Source organism: Paenibacillus sp. QJM3NY_38 (assembly GCF_056173265.1).
Genome location: NZ_CM149665.1, coordinates 1,441,830 through 1,460,184, shown reverse-complemented (window position 1 = coordinate 1,460,184; position 18,355 = coordinate 1,441,830). Strand labels below are relative to the sequence as shown.

At 53.3% G+C, this 18,355-nt stretch carries 18 protein-coding genes; 6 read left to right on the top strand and 12 right to left on the bottom strand.

The annotated features are described in order from the left end of the window. Positions 1-81: 81 nt before the first annotated feature. From AC0VZ8_RS06380 to AC0VZ8_RS06345, 8 genes are all read right to left on the bottom strand, one after another. Positions 82-1,245, bottom strand: coding sequence for an N-acetylglucosamine-6-phosphate deacetylase (locus tag AC0VZ8_RS06380; protein WP_475486403.1), 1,164 nt, complete (start codon positions 1,243-1,245; stop codon positions 82-84). Next, positions 1,238-2,026 carry a glucosamine-6-phosphate deaminase gene (locus AC0VZ8_RS06375; protein WP_397376694.1) on the bottom strand — a complete coding sequence of 263 codons (789 nt, stop codon included), beginning with the start codon at positions 2,024-2,026 and terminating at the stop codon, positions 1,238-1,240. Before AC0VZ8_RS06375 ends, AC0VZ8_RS06380 begins: the two co-directional genes overlap by 8 nt. A 20-nt stretch (positions 2,027-2,046) precedes the next feature. Then, entirely contained in the window at positions 2,047-3,075 is a 1,029-nt protein-coding gene (locus AC0VZ8_RS06370) for a Gfo/Idh/MocA family protein (protein WP_475486402.1), read from the bottom strand. Positions 3,076-3,128: 53 nt separating this feature from the next. Beyond that, complete coding sequence (locus AC0VZ8_RS06365) at positions 3,129-4,139, bottom strand: Gfo/Idh/MocA family protein (protein WP_071221236.1); 1,011 nt, start codon at positions 4,137-4,139, stop codon at positions 3,129-3,131. Further along, on the bottom strand, positions 4,136-5,002 hold the full coding sequence (locus tag AC0VZ8_RS06360) for a sugar phosphate isomerase/epimerase family protein (RefSeq protein ID WP_071221599.1): 867 nt from the start codon (positions 5,000-5,002) through the stop codon (positions 4,136-4,138). Before AC0VZ8_RS06360 ends, AC0VZ8_RS06365 begins: the two co-directional genes overlap by 4 nt. A gap of 70 nt (positions 5,003-5,072) precedes the next feature. After that, entirely contained in the window at positions 5,073-5,897 is an 825-nt protein-coding gene (locus tag AC0VZ8_RS06355) for a carbohydrate ABC transporter permease (protein WP_071221237.1), read from the bottom strand. A gap of 60 nt (positions 5,898-5,957) precedes the next feature. Beyond that, complete coding sequence (locus AC0VZ8_RS06350; protein WP_194541255.1) at positions 5,958-6,923, bottom strand: carbohydrate ABC transporter permease; 966 nt, start codon at positions 6,921-6,923, stop codon at positions 5,958-5,960. Positions 6,924-6,953: 30 nt separating this feature from the next. After that, positions 6,954-8,315 (bottom strand): ABC transporter substrate-binding protein, encoded by a 1,362-nt coding sequence (locus AC0VZ8_RS06345; RefSeq protein ID WP_071221239.1) that lies wholly within the window; start codon positions 8,313-8,315, stop codon positions 6,954-6,956. A gap of 192 nt (positions 8,316-8,507) precedes the next feature. On the opposite strand from AC0VZ8_RS06345, the gene AC0VZ8_RS06340 reads away from it, so the two are divergent. Both AC0VZ8_RS06340 and AC0VZ8_RS06335 read left to right on the top strand, forming a co-directional pair. Next, a complete protein-coding gene (locus AC0VZ8_RS06340; RefSeq protein WP_475486401.1) occupies positions 8,508-10,379 on the top strand; it encodes a sensor histidine kinase in 1,872 nt (623 codons plus the stop codon). Further along, positions 10,354-11,418 carry a response regulator transcription factor gene (locus AC0VZ8_RS06335; RefSeq protein ID WP_475486400.1) on the top strand — a complete coding sequence of 355 codons (1,065 nt, stop codon included), beginning with the start codon at positions 10,354-10,356 and terminating at the stop codon, positions 11,416-11,418. The genes AC0VZ8_RS06340 and AC0VZ8_RS06335 overlap by 26 nt, the downstream gene beginning before the upstream one ends. A gap of 12 nt (positions 11,419-11,430) precedes the next feature. On the opposite strand, the gene AC0VZ8_RS06330 is transcribed toward AC0VZ8_RS06335, so the two are convergent. Next, positions 11,431-11,961: a GrpB family protein gene (locus tag AC0VZ8_RS06330; RefSeq protein ID WP_071221242.1), complete on the bottom strand. Its 531-nt coding sequence runs from the start codon at positions 11,959-11,961 to the stop codon at positions 11,431-11,433. A 189-nt stretch (positions 11,962-12,150) separates the two neighbouring features. Further along, positions 12,151-12,696, bottom strand: a complete 546-nt coding sequence (locus tag AC0VZ8_RS06325) for an NAD(P)H-dependent oxidoreductase (RefSeq protein ID WP_475486399.1) — start codon at positions 12,694-12,696, stop codon at positions 12,151-12,153. Positions 12,697-12,944: 248 nt separating this feature from the next. On the opposite strand from AC0VZ8_RS06325, the gene AC0VZ8_RS06320 reads away from it, so the two are divergent. The 3 genes from AC0VZ8_RS06320 to AC0VZ8_RS06310 all read left to right on the top strand — a co-directional run bounded on the left by AC0VZ8_RS06320 (position 12,945) and on the right by AC0VZ8_RS06310 (position 15,381). Then, positions 12,945-13,331, top strand: coding sequence for a winged helix-turn-helix transcriptional regulator (locus AC0VZ8_RS06320; RefSeq protein WP_071221244.1), 387 nt, complete (start codon positions 12,945-12,947; stop codon positions 13,329-13,331). A 309-nt stretch (positions 13,332-13,640) separates the two neighbouring features. After that, positions 13,641-14,186 carry a PadR family transcriptional regulator gene (locus AC0VZ8_RS06315; protein WP_475486398.1) on the top strand — a complete coding sequence of 182 codons (546 nt, stop codon included), beginning with the start codon at positions 13,641-13,643 and terminating at the stop codon, positions 14,184-14,186. 43 nt (positions 14,187-14,229) lie between these two features. Next, a complete protein-coding gene (locus AC0VZ8_RS06310; RefSeq protein ID WP_475486397.1) occupies positions 14,230-15,381 on the top strand; it encodes an MFS transporter in 1,152 nt (383 codons plus the stop codon). On the opposite strand, the gene AC0VZ8_RS06305 is transcribed toward AC0VZ8_RS06310, so the two are convergent. Further along, on the bottom strand, positions 15,353-15,643 hold the full coding sequence (locus AC0VZ8_RS06305; RefSeq protein WP_475486396.1) for a hypothetical protein: 291 nt from the start codon (positions 15,641-15,643) through the stop codon (positions 15,353-15,355). The genes AC0VZ8_RS06310 and AC0VZ8_RS06305 overlap by 29 nt on opposite strands. On the opposite strand from AC0VZ8_RS06305, the gene AC0VZ8_RS06300 reads away from it, so the two are divergent. Then, complete coding sequence (locus tag AC0VZ8_RS06300) at positions 15,635-16,261, top strand: DUF3298 and DUF4163 domain-containing protein (protein ID WP_475486395.1); 627 nt, start codon at positions 15,635-15,637, stop codon at positions 16,259-16,261. The two genes, AC0VZ8_RS06305 and AC0VZ8_RS06300, sit on opposite strands and share 9 nt — an antisense overlap. 110 nt (positions 16,262-16,371) lie before the next feature. On the opposite strand, the gene htpG is transcribed toward AC0VZ8_RS06300, so the two are convergent. Continuing rightward, entirely contained in the window at positions 16,372-18,249 is a 1,878-nt protein-coding gene (htpG, locus tag AC0VZ8_RS06295; RefSeq protein ID WP_475486394.1) for a molecular chaperone HtpG, read from the bottom strand. Positions 18,250-18,355: the final 106 nt, after the last annotated feature.

Sequence of the window (18,355 nt, the reverse complement as noted above, 5' to 3'; positions counted from 1 at the left end):
TCTTCTCTCCCTCCTGTTCCATGATAAGGAAAAACCCAGATCGCAATCTGGGTTTTGGTTACATTTTCTATATTTTAACATCTAACAATCCCCTTGGTAAACTGAACGCCCTCCCTTGACGGTCTCCACTATGCAGAGGCACCCCTTGCGCTTCTCCAGCACTACGAAGTCGGCCTGTGCTCCTCTCATTAGGCCATAGGGTTCCGCTTGCCCCATCGCCTCGGCGGGCCGCATGGAAGCCATGTCCCAAGCTTCAGGAAACGTGCACAGCCCCGACTGAGCCAGCCGCCAAACCGCATCGGCAAGCATCATGGCCGAGCCTGCCAACAGCTCGGGCTTGCGGGCGAGATGCAATCGGCCTTCCGGCGTTAAGACAACATTTCCGCCGATATGGGTCTCGTATTCTCCTGGCGGCATCCCGCTTAAATAGACGGCATCGCTGACGAGCAGCGCTTTGGACGACTTGGCGCGGAGCATCACTTTGATGACCGAATCCGGCAGATGGTTCCCGTCCGCAATGATTCCTGCCCACAGCTGATCTTGCGCAAGCTGCTCCCATATATAATTCGGATGCCGCGGCAGCGTCAGATGTGCGCCATTGCCAAGATGAGTAGACATCGTGGCTCCTGCTTCCACGGCTTCCCGAATTTGCGCAGGCGTCGCAGCGGTGTGCCCGATCGATACGACGATTCCCGATTCGACGCATGACCGGATAAAACTCGCGGCATCGGGCCACTCCGGCGATAGGGTGACGATCCGAATCCGGTTCCCCGATGCCGCCTGCCATCTCGCAAACAATGCCCAGTCCGGCGCCTTGATATACCGGGAATCATGCGCTCCCCTTGGGCCTTCCTCCGGAGAAAGAAAAGGACCCTCCAAATGTATACCGCCAATAGTTGAACCGACCGCTTCAACCTCCAGGCAAGCCGCGTCGATAACCCGCAGCAATTCCTCGATCTCTTCGTCTCCGTTGGTAATGACGGTGGGGTAGTACAGCGTTACGCCTTTCTCCCATAAGCGCCGGGTTGCCTGAATGATCGTATCCGTTGTGAGCGGCAGCGAATTGAAATCATGTCCGTAACCGCCGTTAATCTGAAGATCGATCAAACCGGGAGCGATCCACGTCTCCTCTTCACCATCGTGAGGAAGTATCCGTTCTATCCGGCCGCCAGAGTCCCATTCTAGCCTTATTCGCTCCCCTGTTGCGTAATGACGGCCCATACGAACAAGTTCATGGCTATCCATTCCGGATTTCCCCGTACGACTCCCGGTCCACGTACAGCGTGCAATCAGAATGCTGCCGAAGAATGCTGGCAGGACAAGCCTCGCTTATATCGCCGTACAGCGTCCTTTGTACCGCCGCTTGCTTGCTTGCGCCCGGAACGACGCAGAACAGGTGGGCAGCCGACATTAAGGCCGGAATGGTAAGCGTAAGCGCGTATTTCGGAACCTCCTCCAAGCTCGGGAAACAGCCGTCATTCACCTGCTGTCGGCGACAATCCTCGTCCAGCTTCACCCGCTTTACCCATAACGGATCCGCAAAATCGGCAACGGGCGGATCGTTGAAGGCGATATGCCCGTTCTCGCCAATGCCGAGGACCACCATATCGATCGGCGCAGCGGTAATCAATCCGCTGTACCTGTCGCACTCCGCTTCAGGATCATTCAAACCGTCGATCAGATGCACCTCTCCTGGAGATACGAGATCAAACAGCCGCCGGGATAAAAAGTTCCCGAACCGCTGCGGGGCCGACTTGGGAAGCCCGATGTATTCGTCCATATGAAAAGCCGTGACTCGGCTCCAGTCTAATCCGTCCGATTGCACCAGCGCCGCCAGGCACTCATTCTGGGACGGGGCGGCTGCAAAGACGATACGAATGCGCTCTTTCTCGGCCAGCAGGCGCTGCATGGCTGCACGAATATCAGCGGCAGCCGCCTTCCCCATCGCCTCGCGCTGGTCATAAATGCGGACCTTCAGTTGATCCTGAACTTTTTCAAGCACAGGCTTTACGCTGCGCTGAGACATCATAAAGTCACCTCCATCCCCTACAACACCGGTGTTCCGGTCTGCAGTTCGATTTCCTTGCGCTGGCGGGAAGCCTCGTAGGTGCCGAGAATAATCTCCAGCGAATGCCTGCCGTCCTTCCCGGTGATAACAGGCTGTCGGCCTTCGCGAACGGCAAGCGCCATATCTCGAATTTGCAGGCGATGACCGTCCGGTATGACTTTAAATGGCTCGAACTCAGGCAGCTGAATCTGCTGGCCATCGATCTCAAGGGATACGATCGTATCCTCTTCAATGACGAGCACGCCCTTATCCCCATGGATGACCAGCCGCTGTCCTTTGCCGTCGCAGGCCGTGGTCGTGATCTCCAGCACGCCGAGCGCCCCGCTCGCAAATTCAAGCGCAGCGATAACGGTATCTTCGACCTCGATATTACGCAGCACGGCCTTGGCCTTTGCAGTCAAGGACGCAACAGGGCCTACGAGCCATTGCAGCATATCCACCGTATGGATTCCCTGATTCATCATCGCCCCGCCGCCATCCATGGCCCAGGTCCCGCGCCAGCCCGCACTGTCATAATAGGCCTGATCGCGGTACAGCATGACATAGGCCGAGCATAAACTGAGCTTCCCGAGCCGTCCTTCCTGAATGACCTGCCGGGCATACACGGCCTGCGGGGACATGCGCCTCGGAAAGACGGTTGCGAGCAGCACTCCGTTTTCCGCACACACCTCAATCATGCGCTCGACATCATCAAGCCGGATCGCCATCGGTTTCTCCACCAGCACATGCTTGCCCGCCCGGGCAACCATCGCCGTCTGTTCTGCATGCATGCCGCTTGGCGTGCAGATACAGACGACCTCCACATCCTCGCGTGCCAGCAGTTCTTCCAAGGTGTTGCAGATGTCTCCTCCGTACGTTTCGGTAAGCTTGACGGCTGATTCCCGTTTCGTATCGAATACGGCGGCAAGCTCAGCCTCCTCCGTATTCAAGATGCCCTCCGCATGAATATCCGCAATAATCCCGCAGCCGATCATACCGAATCGGACGGGCAGCTTTTCCTTTGTCATGTTGCCTACGCCTCCTCCACACGCTCTTTTTCAATGAAAGCCGTATACATTCCCTATTCCCGGATCAGGATCCGTGCTCCCTCATCGGCCATCACCGTAGACTCCGAGGCTTTGTAAATATCTTCATGCGTGATGATCCCCTCTTCCCCCTCCACCCGGTTCAGGAAATCCTGTGCAAGGGAGAGGGGCGGCGGTGTCAAAGGCAAAGAACGCAGCTCCTGATCGGTGATGACAAGCGCAACCTCATCACTCGATAATAAGGGATCGCCTTCCAGCCGAATTTCCGCAATGCCGTGCGTCCCCGTAATGAATATCCGGCCGTCTCCCCAAGTCCAGCTGCCGGCGGGCGTATGCCAGTCCGCGTACAGCTGTGCCGTGATCCCGCCATCCATGAATACCTGCACGCCGGCTGCGTCATAGAAGGTCGGGTATTCAGGCAGCATATGCTTCGCCAGATAACCGGATGCAGCCTCCACCTCCCGGCCCGTCAGCCATCGTAACAGGTCAAAATCGTGCACGAAGAGATCGTTAATGATGCCTCCGGATTGCGACTTGTCAAAATGCCAGGCTGGCCTCGATTCCGGATTCAGCCGATGCGGCTTACGCATCGAGATGTGGACGATGTCCCCTAACTCTCCCGCCCGGATCATCCGATGAATGGTATGCAGTGAAGGGCGGAAGCGCTCGGTCAGCATCATCCCTACCTCGATTCTTCCCCGCTCCAGAACGCCGCGCAGCCGGGTCAGTCCCGCCCGATCTGTCACGGCAGGCTTGTCGATCATGACGGGCTTGCCGTGCAGCTCGCACTGCTCAATGACATCCATCTTCTCATGGTTGATAGCCGCGCAGCCGATAACACTCACGCCTTCGTCGCTCAGCAGCGATCCCTGATCCCCTGTCAGTTCCAGACCGTACCGGTCGGCAAGAGTACGGGCCAGCGGCATATTATCCGGTTCGTATACGCCAGCGCATTCGTAGCCCAATGCCAGCATCTCCTCGATGAACATGCCGATGTGGGCATGCTGGCAGCCGATGATTCCAAATTTCCGCGCGTTCCCCGTCATCCGATCGACACCTCCACAGCCTGCAGCCACTCCTTGATGACCGACAGATCATAAGCAAGCCGTTCCTTCGGCGGATAGGGAGCTGCGCATTCCAGCGTAAGCCAACCCCCGTATCGGTATTCCCGAAGTCCCCTGAGCAGCCCGCCGTGATCCACTTCTCCTTCACCAAGGCGGCACTGCAGGAAGAACTCTTCCCCGTGACGGGTCAAATTCTTGAACGTTCCCGGGCCGCCCCCCTGCGCGATCCGCCGTTCATCCTTAATGTGCACATGGAACAAACGGCTTCCCAGCTGCCGGACCGACTCTTCCCCAAATTCCGTGTCGGTGATGTACATATTCCCTGCGTCATGAATCAGACCAACCTGGTCATCGCCGATCATATCCAGCAGTCGCAGAGCGCTATCAGTCGTCTCCACCAGGCTCTGGTTGTGAATCTCCAGCACGATCCGTTTTCCCGCAGCGCGGGCTTCCTCCGCGCATTTCCGAATCCAGAAGGCCGCTTTGGCATAATGATAATCCTCTGCCAGGAAGGCATTCGGCCCTCCCTGAAAGATCCGGATCATCCCCGCCTCCAACATTACGGCGCGTTCAAGCAGACCCATAAACTGATCGTAAGCCTCAGCGCATTCCGCATCTCCGCTTGTCGAGAAATGTCCCATATAACCTGCCAATGCAGGAATCTCCAAGCCATGGCCTTCCGCAACAGCCTTCATTTCGCGAACCCGCGGCAGCGAAGCTTCCGGAATTAAGTGCGGTTCGCGGCAGGCAATTTCGATTCCGTTAAAACCGAGCCCGGCCGCGATCGACATCGCTTCATGGATGCTGTAATCGATTAACGATCCGCTGAATGCCGCTATTTTCATCTTCTTTTTCATCCTTTCCATTACAGACATGGCCCCTTCCGGAGCCAACAGTAACGTTAGTAACGTTCCATTATTTAATCCCGGCCATATTGTGGTTCTGCACAAAATATTTCTCGGCAAACAGGAATACCAGCAGGATCGGAACCAGACTGACCAGTGCGGCTGCGATCATAAGCTGTTCATTGCCGGTCCACTGGCCGGACAAGGAGAGAATGCCGATGGGCAGCGTATACTTCTCGTTCGAGGTCAAATAGATGACAGGCGTCAGAATCTCGTTCCACTTGCCCATGAACGTAAAGATCGCCAGCGTCGCCAGCGTGGGCCTGGCCATCGGAATGAAGATCCGCAGATAAATCTGGAACGGATTGCAGCCCTCCATCTTGGCCGCTTCCTCATACTCTTTAGGTATATTCATGAAAGCCTGCCGCATGAGGAAAATCCCAAACGGCTGAGCCAGCCATTCGATAATCCATAGCGGCGTGAGCGTATCCAGCATGTTCAGCTTATTAAAAATGATAAAATGCGGGATGATGATGACCACCGCCGGAATCATCATCGTACCCAGCACCATCACGAACAGCGCACTTTTCAGCGGAAAGCGAAGTCTTGCGAACGCATAACCGACCATCGAGCAGGAGATCAGGGCGCCGATGACAGACAATGCGGCTACGAAGATGCTGTTCAGCGTGTAGCCGCCAATATTCCCAAGCTGAAACACCTGGGCGTAATTGGACCATTGGAATACTTCAGGGATCCAGCGGGGCGGAACCGTTGTATATTCCTTGTAGGTTTTCAATGAATTCATGAGTGCCGACAGAAACGGCACGATCATGATGAGCGAGCTGATCCCGATCAGCACGTATCCGATACTTTTTCCCAGCAGCTTTCTTCTCATTTGAGGCCACTCCTTCCTCCGATGCGGTTCCAAATCCCCGGTTCCATCTTGATCGCTTGATCAGTCATAATGCACCCACTTCTTTTGGGCCCGAAGCTGTATCAGCGTCAGCAGGAACAGGATCATAAACAGCACCCAGGCAATGGCGGAAGCATACCCCATCCTCATAAAGGTGAACCCTTCACGATATAAATACAGCATCATGACCAGGCTGGAGTTATTCGGACCTCCCGCCGAGCTGATGTCGCCCCTGCCAGTCAGCACGTAGATCTGTTCGAATGCCTGGAAGGTAGAGATGGTGCTCATGATGACAACCAGGAAGGTCGTAGGCGAGATCAATGGAACGGTAATATACCGGAATTTTCGCAGGGCTCCAGCACCGTCGATCTCCGCGGCTTCATACAAATCCCCGGGAACGCTCTGAAGTCCCGCCAGATAAATGACCATAATGTAGCCGATCCCTTTCCAGACCGCGATAAAGACAAGCAGCGGAATCGCCAGCTTCGGGTCCTGCAGCCAGCCTTGCCCTTCCAGCCCCAGCTTGGCAAGCAGCGTATTCGCCAAACCGAAGCGAGGGTTGAATACGGCGTCAGCAACATACAGGATGACGGTCCATGAGGAAATCACCGGGATAAAATGGGCCATCCGGAACCATTTAAGCCCTTTCAAACGCTGGTTTAGCGCGACGGCCAGCACCAAGGCCAGAAAGGTCTGGAGCGGCACGAACAGAACCGCAAAATACAAGGTATTCCACAGGGAACGCCAGAACATCGAATCCTCGGCCATGCGCCGGAAATTATCCAGTCCGCTCCACTCGGGCGGATTCAGCATATCGTAATCGGAGAAGCTGAAGTACAGGGATGCGGCGAGAGGCCCCGCCACAAAAATGATAAAGTGGAGAACATAGGGGGAGGCCATGAGCAGCCCCCATCTCCCCTCATGATCCCATTTCCGTTTTCGGGCGGGCTTTCCGTGCGGCATCGGATCGGCTTTGAGTGCTGCATTGTCGTTTAGCGTATTGTCCATTTCACTCCCGCCTTTCTTCCACCCTTGGTTTTATTTTTTATAGAAATCATCGAGGACCGCCTGAACGGCTGCGTCCGCTTCGCTTAAAGCCTGATCGATGGTTGCATCCCCCAGGAAGGCACGCTCCGCATGCTCGTTGAATTTGCCTACCCATTCTTCCCAGACCGCGTTATTGTCGAGCGTCTGCGCGAACTCCAGGCTATCCAGGAAAGCCTGGCGATTAGCCGGCTGCTCTCCCGCCTTGAGGAACACTTCGGATTCCGCAACGGATTTTTTCACGGGCACGGCTTCGCCAAGCTCCGTCCACTGCTTCTGCACATCGTCTTCCGTCGCCCAGTATTTAATCCACTCCCAGGCAGCTTCCGCTTTCTCGTCGCTTGACTTCTGATTAACCACCCACGAGTTGGCAATGACCGGGGACACCCGCTTGCCGTCAGGTCCCTTCGGCAGCAGCGTCACATCGTAATTCAGACCGGCTTCATTCGCTGCCTGCACCCGGGCATAGATGCCAATCCGCATGGCGGCCGATCCGCTTGGGAACACGGCGGTATTGCTCTGGAAGCTCTTCAGATCGACCGGATCCGTAATGATGCCGCGCTGCATGCCGTCGACCATCCATTCGAACGCCTGCTTGTTCTCAGGGGAATTGATGATCGAGTTCTCCGCTTTCTCGTCAAGGGTTCCGCCGCCGTAGGATTTCATCACGGAGAACCAGCCCTCGGTAATGCTGAAGAACGTAAGCCCGAACTGATTCACGCTGGCTGCGTCGAACCCGCTGTCCTCGGCCGTTTTTCCGCCGGCATCCACCGTCAGCTTGGCTGCCGATGATTTCAGATCCTCCCAGGTCCATTCATCCGAAGGATACGCTACGCCGGCCTTATCAAACAGCTCCTTGTTGTAAAACAGCACGCCGACCTGTATGCCCTGCGGCACGCCCCAATAGCGCCCGTCCGCATCCTTGTTGAAATCGAGGCCGTAGTACTCATCGGCTTTCAGATCCCTTGCAATCCAATCGGTCAGATCCTTGGCCGCGCCCCGCTGGGCGTATTTCATCACGTAGACGCCATCGGACAACCATACGTCCGGCGCCTGGCCGGCCGCGATCTGCGTATCCAGCTTCTGGTAGAACTGCCCGTAAGGCGCGCTCTGCGTCTTCACCGTAATGTTCGGATGCTGTTTCTCGAACTGCTCGATCAGCTCCTTCATCTTCGCATCGGAACTGTCACTGGAATAATACCCGAGCAGGATTTCTACCTTTTTCCCTTCATCGCCTCCGGTGCCGGGTGTGGCAGTGCCGGTCTTTCCTTCATCAGCATTGCCGCAACCGCTTACCATAACGGATATCAGCAATAAGGCCGTTAACCAGCTGTAAAACCCTTTTCTCTTTTTCACAAATCCTCGCCCCCTATTGTTTGAAATGGATTAATGCGATTGTAGTTGATAACGACCGAATGCGCCCATGTGCTTTCTTAGCCCACTTGTGATTTCTTGTTGCGGCATCATGGTTTTTTATTTACAACTTGTGTTTTTTTGCTACAATGTTCCTTACATTCCCTACTTCAATGCGAGGAAGGCGGAAGAGCGATGAACATCCAAGGCGTTTCCACCGGTAATCTGACCATTAATCAACGTTTATTCGTGCTGATCATCCTATTCATTGGCCTCCCCTTCTTTCTGCTCGGCAGCTTCTGGTACCAGTCGTCTACCGAAGCGATTGAACAGTTTGCCGCAGGCGCTAACAAGCGTATCATCGAGCAAACCAACGTCTCGCTGGATTCGTACATATCCAATCTGGAGAATTCCACCTATCCCTTTATCCACAACCCGCAGATCCAGCAATTTCTCTCGGCTGCCCAGCTTACTCCCTATGCCTACTTTCAGCTTGCCAAAAAAGTGGAGGACGACTTGTTTGCCCAGATGATTTACGGCAGGTCCGACATTATCGGAATCTCGCTCGTCGCCGAGAACAAAAGACAAATTACCGATTACGAAAGCGCTCCGGGACTGCTCGATATGAGTGAAATCCGCAAACGCAACCGATCCTATCAGGCGCAGCTGGATCAATTCAACGATTTTCAAATCATCGGCCTCAGCCGGGTAGGAAACACGCCAGCCCTTACCGTGGCCCGGAAGCTGTATGACAATTCGTCCTTTCTCTATAAGGGCTTATTGATTGTCGACCTCAATCTGAAGCAACTCGGAGCCATCTGCTCTAACGATTCACTGGGGGGCTTTGACGTCTGGATTATGGGCAAGGACGGGCAGATGATCTACCACCCGGATCCGAGCCGGGTCGGAACCCCAGTCGAACCGGGGCTGTTAACACGAATTCAAAACCGGGACTCCTCCTTCTTCCGGCATCAAGACACCGTTTCGGGCACCGAAAAGATGGTCCTGCATGAACGCTCGCAGATCACCGGCTGGACGGTTGTTGCCGACCTGCCGCTGAACAATCTCATCGGCGGTTTAATCACCCAGCGCAATTACTCGCTTGCGGCCGCAGCCGTTCTCATGATCATTGCATTGGCGCTTGTGGGCGGCTTCTCCTTGTCTTTAACAAGACCGCTCTCCATGCTGCAGAAGCTGATGGCCCGCGTTGAGCGGGGGGATTTTGTGCTTCCTACCAACGTGAACCGGTTCCGCAACAATGAAATGACCGCCGTGTTTCACAGCTTCTACAGCATGACGGGAGAGCTGAAGCGGCTGATCCGGGAGGTCCAGGATTCCCAGCTGAAGGAACGGGAGCTCATGATCAAGCAGAAGGAATCCGAGCTCCGCTCCATGCAGTCCCACATCAACCCGCATTTTTTGTACAATTCATTGGAGATTATTAATTCATATGCCATTGCGGACGATCATATGGAAATCAGCCGCATGACGAGGGCGCTGGCCCATATGTTTCGTTACAATATCGGTCATGCCGGATCCGTCGTTCCGCTGCGGGAGGAGATGACGCATGTCCAGTATTATCTCGACCTTCAAAGCGCCCGTTTCCGCAGGCTCCGGATCGATATGAACCTGAACGAACGGGACCTGAATCGTGTAAACGCCGTCAGGCTCACGCTGCAGCCGATTGTAGAGAATGTATTCATCCACGGATACCGAGGCAAGAAGCCAAGCTACCTTGGGATCAGCTCCCGTGCGGAGGCGAACTATTTTGCCATCATCATCCGGGACAAGGGGATTGGCATGACGGCGGAAACGCTGTGGCTAATCAGGCAAATCCTGCAAACCCGCGAGAAGCCGGGTGAAGGCATGCAACCAAACGACGGAGAGGAAACCACCAGCGGCATCGGCCTCTTGAACGTGCATCAAAGACTCCAGCTTACCTTCGGTGACGAGTATGGCCTGCAGCTTGTGGAATCCGTGCCCTTGGAAGGCACGATATTTGAAATCAGATTGCCGTACAGGACTAGCGAGGAGGGACACCATGTACCGGATCATGTTGATAGATGACGAATACGCCATTCATTTGAGTTTGCGAAAGCTTGTTGAGAGGTCGGGTCTTCACATTGTCGTCACCGGCGAAGCTGAGGACGGGGTTGAAGCGCTCCAAATGCTGGAGGATAGCCGGCCCGACATCATCGTCACCGATATTTGCATGCCTGAAATGGATGGACTGGAATTTATCCGCCGTGTCCGGGAATCCCATCCTCAGATGCATTTCATTATCCTGTCGGGCCATGACAATTTCGAATTCGCGCGTCAGGCCCTGCGCTATGGCGTTTCGGACTTCCTGCTGAAGCCCATCGACCCTGCCCAGTTCCAAACGACGCTGGAACGTGCCTGCAGGGAGCTGAATGAGCGGAAGGCGCGGTTCTCCCGGCAAACGGAATGGACGCTTGCGCAGCAGCGCCATAAGGCCAGGCTGGCTGAGCTGCTGTATTCTGCCGATGAACAGGGAGCGCTGGAACAAATTCGCGAGATCATGGCTCTTTTCAAGACGAGCGGGCCAGAAGAAGTCAGCATGTCACGGTACGCCCATATGCTGATGCAGGATCTGCTGACGGCTATGAAAGAACGCGGTTTGTCTCTTGCGATGGAGATTGGCGAGGATCAATGGCCACAGGGCGACGATCCCATTGCCTGCAGCCGTCAAATACAAGATAAGATCAAGGAAATGCTGGCGTTGATTAAGGGCTCCCGAAATTTAGGGTCTCGCCACAATATTCAGAAAGCCAAACGTTACATTGAAGAGAATTACGCGATGGAGGATTTGTCCTTGCAGGAGGTAGCTGATTCGGTGGGGATGTCGGTCACGTATTTAAGCCGTACCTTCAAGAGTGAAACGAATATGAACTTCGTAAAATACCTGGTGCAGGTACGCATGGAAAAAGCGAGGGAATTGCTGGCGGAGTCTGAGCTTTCCGCCCAGGAAACAGCCTACCGTGTCGGCTTCTCGGACTATGTCCATTTCAGCAAAACGTTCAAAAAATTTCATGGCCTCACCCCTTCTGCTTACCGTAAGCAGTGCAAGGCCATGAATGGAGAATAAATTCGCATGCACTTATTCGGATTGCACACCGTTCTTCCATGCTTTCGCCCTGGCAAGCAGCTGCTCAACGAACACATTCTTCTCATCGGAGTATCGGAGCAGGGTCCGGGTCCCTTGCGAAACGATCCGTCGTTTGATCTCGCTGTAACGCTCGGCTTCATCGGCATGTGCCCGCAGGTAATCCCTGATCATGATGTTATGATTCCAGATGTCGCCACGATATAACACAATATGAACGTTATAGGCAAAGCCGCCTCTTTTGCGGAGATATAAACGGCCTGGAATTCCGGCTTCTCCGAGATCCTCATAACCCATAGCAGTCAGTCTGGGGATGATTTCACTCGAATGCAGCGCATTCTCCACGCCCACCAGAATATCGATGATGGGTTTGGCTGTCATCCCCGGTACCGATGTGCTTCCAAAATGTTCGATGGCAGCCGTGAATGGACCAATCTCCCTGGTTAACGTCTGAAGTTCATCGCTAAACCGATCGGCCCACTGCTTGTCGTAGGACTCCAAATGAATGGCTTCGTCAATTGTCATAAAAGCTCCCCCTCCAAGTTTTGTAAGCATGTGCGATGAAGCCGGTTCGAGCCAACCCAACCTGTAAATGGGCTGGCCCAAAAACCCGAGGCACTGCTTCAGGTCATGTCATACATGACTCCATCATGCCTTTTATGGCGCCGGCCGGCAAGTGCCAATCTTCTATCGGTTCAGGACGAGAAGCATGCCTCAGTATCGGCTTTCGGCTGCAGGTGCTAGAACCTGGTCGGCATATCTGCCTGCCTCCGCCTGGAGCTCTTCATCGCTTACCTTCTCTACGTTATAGGTCGCAAAGGCCGGCAAATATCGAACTTTGCACCGGTTCAACGTAGCTTGAATCGGGCGCAGCAGCTCACTTACGGTATACCAATTGTCCCCGCCTGCCTGATATCCTTGTTCTAAGCCTGCTACCGTCGTGGCCACCATAAATTCCTTGCCCTTCAGATTGTTGCCTTCTGGTCCGAACGCCCAACCGAAGGTCAGAACGTCATCGAACCATTTCTTCAACAGGGGCGGGCAGCTGTACCAGTAAAACGGGAACTGGAACACTACCCGATCATACTGAAGAAGAAGCTGCTGCTCGCGCTCAATATCGATAATCCAATTCGGATACTCCTTGTAAAGATCCCGGATATCTACATTTCCATTCGCATACAGCCTGCTGTGCTGCATCAGCACTCGATTCGCACGCGAGTTGTCTAAATTCGGATGAACCACAATCACCATGATTTTCATATTCAGGTCTCTCCTGTCCCATTTGGTTTGTTTGACACCCCCATTATGTTTCGGATCCGTTTCGTTGAAAAGTACGCTCTTTTTATGTACTTAGTCGGTTTTAGCGTACCTATTCATCCCATGCATAGTACGATAAAACGTACTAAGTACGAAGAAGAATAGTACTGGGTTTAAATCGAATACTGTGCTACATTACTAACATCAAATGAACAAAGACCGATGACACACTTCCTATGGGAGATGAGAACATGAGAACAACCGATCATGAACGGCCTAACACCGACGGCATCCTGACAACGCTGCAATTAATCGGCGGCAAGTGGAAACCGCTGATTCTGTTTATACTGCTGCAGGACGGAACCAAACGGTTCGGGGAGCTCCGGCGTCTGCTTCCGGGCGTGACTCAAGGCATGCTCACGAATCAGCTGCGCGAACTGGAACAGGATGGGCTGGTCGTACGCAAGGTATATCAGGAGATTCCGCCCAAGGTGGAGTATTCCATCTCACAGCATGGAAAAAGCTTGGACAGCGTTCTGACCGACATGTGCACCTGGGGATTTCAACATCTGGATTATGTCGAGAAGGTCAACGGTCAGCCTAAAGAGAGTCACGAAAAAAACGCAGGCGGACTGTAAACGCAGGAAGCAAAACCCTTAATGCTCTTGCCGGGCACGGCTCGCCTATGCAAGCACATGCATCTACTCCCTGCTGTGTAAAACGGATCCAAGTCTGCTATATTTCTCAATTTGAGTTGGCATCTTTCCTCCTTCGCATTCTTCCAGCCGATCCTTCTGGGATCGGCTTCAATTGTTGCACCTCTCTATCCTGAAATTCGGACGACCGTTATTTGGAGAGCGATTGCCAAAAATATTCTCCTGGTATTGCATTTTATGTCGTATCGATATATATTTATATCGATACGACATATTTATGGAGGGGCTCATATGTATGAAATTTTTGTTCTGGGTGAATTGATGACCGGGGATAAACACGGCTATATGCTCCAAGAGATCCTTAAAAATGCAGGCGGGCCTTACCGTCAGATCAGTTCCGGAACGTTGTATCCGCTGCTCTCCCGAATGGTGGATAACGGGTGGATCCATCTTAGTCTTGACGAATCCGGCGGAGGCAAACGCCCCCGAAAAATCTACAGGATTACCGATTCCGGACGGAATAACTTTCTCGAGCTCATGGAGAAACCCCTGGAATACAACATGGATACGGAGCAGGTATTCCATTTCAAAATGGTCTATTTCCGGTATGTTCCGAAGAAGGTTCGACTCGACTGCCTCGAGCAATATTTAATTTATCTCGAAACTAACCTCCAGCATGTAACGGATTTCGAGGCGAAAATCACGTTCTACAAGCCCGAGCCAGCGAAACAGCGGCTTCAATTGCTGAGGGTGCTGGATCACCGGAAGCAGATGGGAATGACGAATATCGAGTGGGTCAAGAAAGAAATAACGGCCGTTAACTCCGAAGAAGAATAGCGTTCAAGCGTTTTTCACATTGGATATAAGGAGGGATACGAAGATGGAACGTTTATGGACGAAACCGTTTATTCAGATGACGGTCGGGATGCTGTTTCTGTTTACGGGCTTCTATCTGCTGCTGCCCACGCTTCCGCTGTATATCAAGCATTTAGGCGGCTCCGAGACCCAGGTGGGCTTGGCGGCCGGCGCGTTCACGCTGACGGCTGTGGTCTTTCGCCCGATGGTCGGGGGATTGGTGGATCGGTATGGCAGAAGAGCTTTTTACATTTGGGGTCTTATCTTCTTTGTTCTTTCGATGTATCTCTACGATTGGGTCGGCAGCATTCTGCTTCTGCTTGCACTGCGGATCCTGCACGGCGCGAGCTGGGCTTTTTCGACAACCTCTATCGGTACGGTCATTACGGATTTAATCCCGGCCTCCCGCCGCGGAGAAGGCATGGGCTGGTATGGAATGGCGATGACGGTTGCGATGGCCATCGGCCCGATGCTGGGCACATATATTGTCGGTGGATATTCCTTTCAGACCCTGTTTCTTGTCGCTACCGGGCTCTCTCTGATTGCCTTCATACTAGCCTACATGACCAGAGCACCTTATCAAGCCAAACCTTCGGCAGGCCGGATTCAGCTTGTCGAGAAATCCGTTCTCCCTGTCACGGTCGCCATCTTTTTTCTGGCTGTCGCTTACGGGGGAATTACAACCTTCCTCCCGCTGTTTGCCGAGTCCATCCGGGTCAATCCGGGAACCTTTTTCCTGGTGTACGCCGTCGCTCTTACCTTGATTCGGCCTTTTGCCGGAAAGCTGTCGGATCGTTTCGGCGAAGCGGCTGTCATCATTCCGTCCCTTATCGTAACAGCTGGCGCTCTGATCGTCTTAAGCCTGTCGAGCGGATTGCCCGGACTCATTATCGCCGCTATTCTGTACGGCATCGGCTTCGGCTCGGCCCAGCCCGCTCTTCAAGCAGCCACCCTGCGCATTGCTCCCGAAGATCGGAGAGGCGCAGCCAACGCCTCCTTCATGACCGCATTCGATTTCGGCATCGGGCTTGGCGCGATCCTGCTGGGCCTGGTCTCCGAGCGTATCGGCTATGCATATTTGTTCGCGGTTACGGCAGTATCGGTTGTCGTATCCCTGGTCATATTCACGATCTTTGTAAGAAGACTGCTTACGTCTGGCGTTGCAGACAAAGAGTGAAGACTATCCGTTTTCCGGCAAACACGCCCCGGACCGAAACCGCCGCATAAGAGCGTTCTGTCTGCTCGAAAGCCGTTCCGCGGGGGATGACCGAGCTTCCGAGCCTCCGAATTTCCGAGCCTCCAAGCCCACCAGCCTCCGAGGTTCCGTACTTCCGCCGTTCCGGACTTCCGAGCCTCCAGACTTCGTAACCTTCGCGCCCGCTTCCGAATAGGCTAACGTATCTGATGGTTAGATTGGAGCGATGGTACGCATGGCGCAATATGTACCGCCGGTGAGCATCCATACCCTCACGCATACGGCACCCGGTCTCGTGATTCATTATCCGCAGGTATACGGCCTCATGAATCCTGGAGCAGAAGAAGCCATCAACCGGGCCATTATTGTTCAAATCCAGGATATGCAGCGTGAACAGCAGCAAGTTCAGACCGGCACCAACCCGCAAACGACGGGCACTTTTGAAATCAAAACGAATGAACGAGGCATCCTTAGCCTCGTGCTGACCAACTACACCTACTCCCAACCTATGGCACATGGACATACGGTAACGAAAGGCCTGACCTTTTCCACGGCCACCGGTAAATCCTACGCCTTATCCGACCTGTTCCGTGCGGGCGCCGGCTATCAAGCCGTTTTGGCCGCCGAAGTGAATCGTCAGATCAAGGAACGCGGCATTCCCGTGCTGGAGAGCGGTCCGGTCACCGTTTCGCCGAATCAGGACTTCTATTTGGCAGATAAATCACTGGTCATCTTCTATCCGCTATATGCCATCACGCCGTACTATGTCGGCTTTCCGATGTTCCCGATATCGGTATATGACCTCTTGGGCATGGCGCCCGAGAACGGATTGTTATCGGATCTTGCCGCGGACGTGGCGTAGAGAACTGCATCGTGTTCAGGTGACATACAGAAAAAAACAAACCCGAATTCCTGGTGCCATACCAGCGTTTCGGGTTTGTTTATTATCATCGCATGAGCCAGCTACGACGGTTACACCATGATTTTGCAAATATCGTTCGTGAATTCCACCGGATCGGCAATCGGCAAGCCTTCGATCAACAGCGCTTGATTGTACAGGAGATTCGTGTAGAGCTTCAGCTTATCTTGATCCGCTTGCTGTGCCTTCAGCGATTTGAACACCTCATGGTTCGTGTTAATCTCCAGCACCTTGTCGGCTTGGATATCCTGTCCGTTCGGCATCGCCTTCAAGATCTTCTCCATCTCAATCGAGACATCGCCCTCCGTGGACAGGCATACCGGATGGGATTTCAGTCGTTTGGAGGCTTTAACGGATTTCACCTTGCCGGCCAAGAGGCTGCCCATAGCTTCAAAGAGCTCCTTATTGTCGTTCTCTTCAGCTTCATTCTCCTGTTTGTCCGTCTCGGAATCGAGGCCAAGATCGCCGCTGGATACCGACTTGAATTCCTTCTCCTTGTATTTCATGAGCATCTTGATCGCAAACTCATCGACATCGTCGGTGAAGTACAGAATTTCATAACCTTTGTCGAGCACCATTTCCGTCTGCGGAAGCTTCTCGATCCGGTCGATGGAATCACCGGAAGCATAATAGATATACTTCTGATCCTCCGGCATCCTCGATACGTACTCATCCAGGGAGACCAGCTTCTTCTCCTTGGAGGAAGTGAACAGCAGCAGATCTTGAAGATCTTCCTTGTTCATGCCGTAATCGTTGTAGACGCCGAATTTCAGTCCTCTGCCGAAGGATGCGAAGAACTTCTCGTAATTCTCCCGCTCGTCCTTCATCATGCCTTGCAGCGCGCTTTTCACTTTGCTCTTGATGTTCTTGGCAATCAGCGTCAGCTGACGGTCATGCTGGAGCATCTCGCGTGAGATGTTCAGCGACAGATCCTCGGAATCGACCATCCCTTTCACGAAGCTGAAATAGTCCGGCAGCAGGTCGCCGCATTTGTCCATGATCAGGACGCCGTTGGAATAGAGCTCAAGCCCTTTCTCGTATTCCTTGGTGTAATAATCGAACGGCGTATTCTCGGGAATGAACAGAATCGCGTTATATACGACGGCACCGTCCGCTTTGACATGAATGTGTTTGAGCGGTTTATCGAAGCCGTACCGTTTCTCGTTGTAGAAATTCACGTAATCTTCGTCCGTCAGCTCGCCTTTGTTCTTGCGCCAGATCGGCACCATGCTGTTGATGGTCTGCTCTTCCTGGACTTCCTCGAACTCATTTTCGGCATCAGCCTTCGGACGCTGCGTTTTCACGTCCATCTTGATCGGATAACGGATGAAGTCCGAGTACTTCTTGATGATCGCTCTTAAGCGGTATTCTTCCAAATACTCGTCATACTGATCATCTTCCGTGTTCTCTTTGATCTTCAGAACGATCTCGGTTCCGACGGAATCCTTATCGGCCGGCGTAATGGTGTATCCATCCGCGCCTTCGGATTCCCACTTGAACGCTTCATCGCTGCCCAATGCACGGCTCGTCACGGTAACGACATCGGCAACCATGAAGGCGGAATAGAAACCTACGCCGAATTGGCCGATGATATTGTGGCCGTCCTTCGCTTCGTTCTCACTCTTGAATGCAAGGGAACCGCTCTTGGCGATGATGCCGAGGTTGTTCTCGAGGTCTTCCTTTGTCATTCCGATCCCCGTATCGGTAATGGTCAGCGTACGGTTTGCTTTATCTGCGGTAATCTTAACGTAGTATTCTTCTTTATTAAAGGTCAAATTGTCGTCGGTCAGCGCTTTATAGTAAATCTTGTCGATCGCGTCGCTGGCATTTGAAATCAGCTCACGCAGAAAAATTTCGCGCTGCGTATAGATGGAGTTAATCATCATCTCGAGCAGCCGTTTGGACTCAGCTTTAAACTGTTTTTTCGCCATGAAAAAATCTCCCTTCCAATCTGAACGAGGTTTCATTTAGCACTCTTTACAGCAGAGTGCTAACACTTCTTCTATTTAAACATGTACCAATTTTTGATGTCAATAT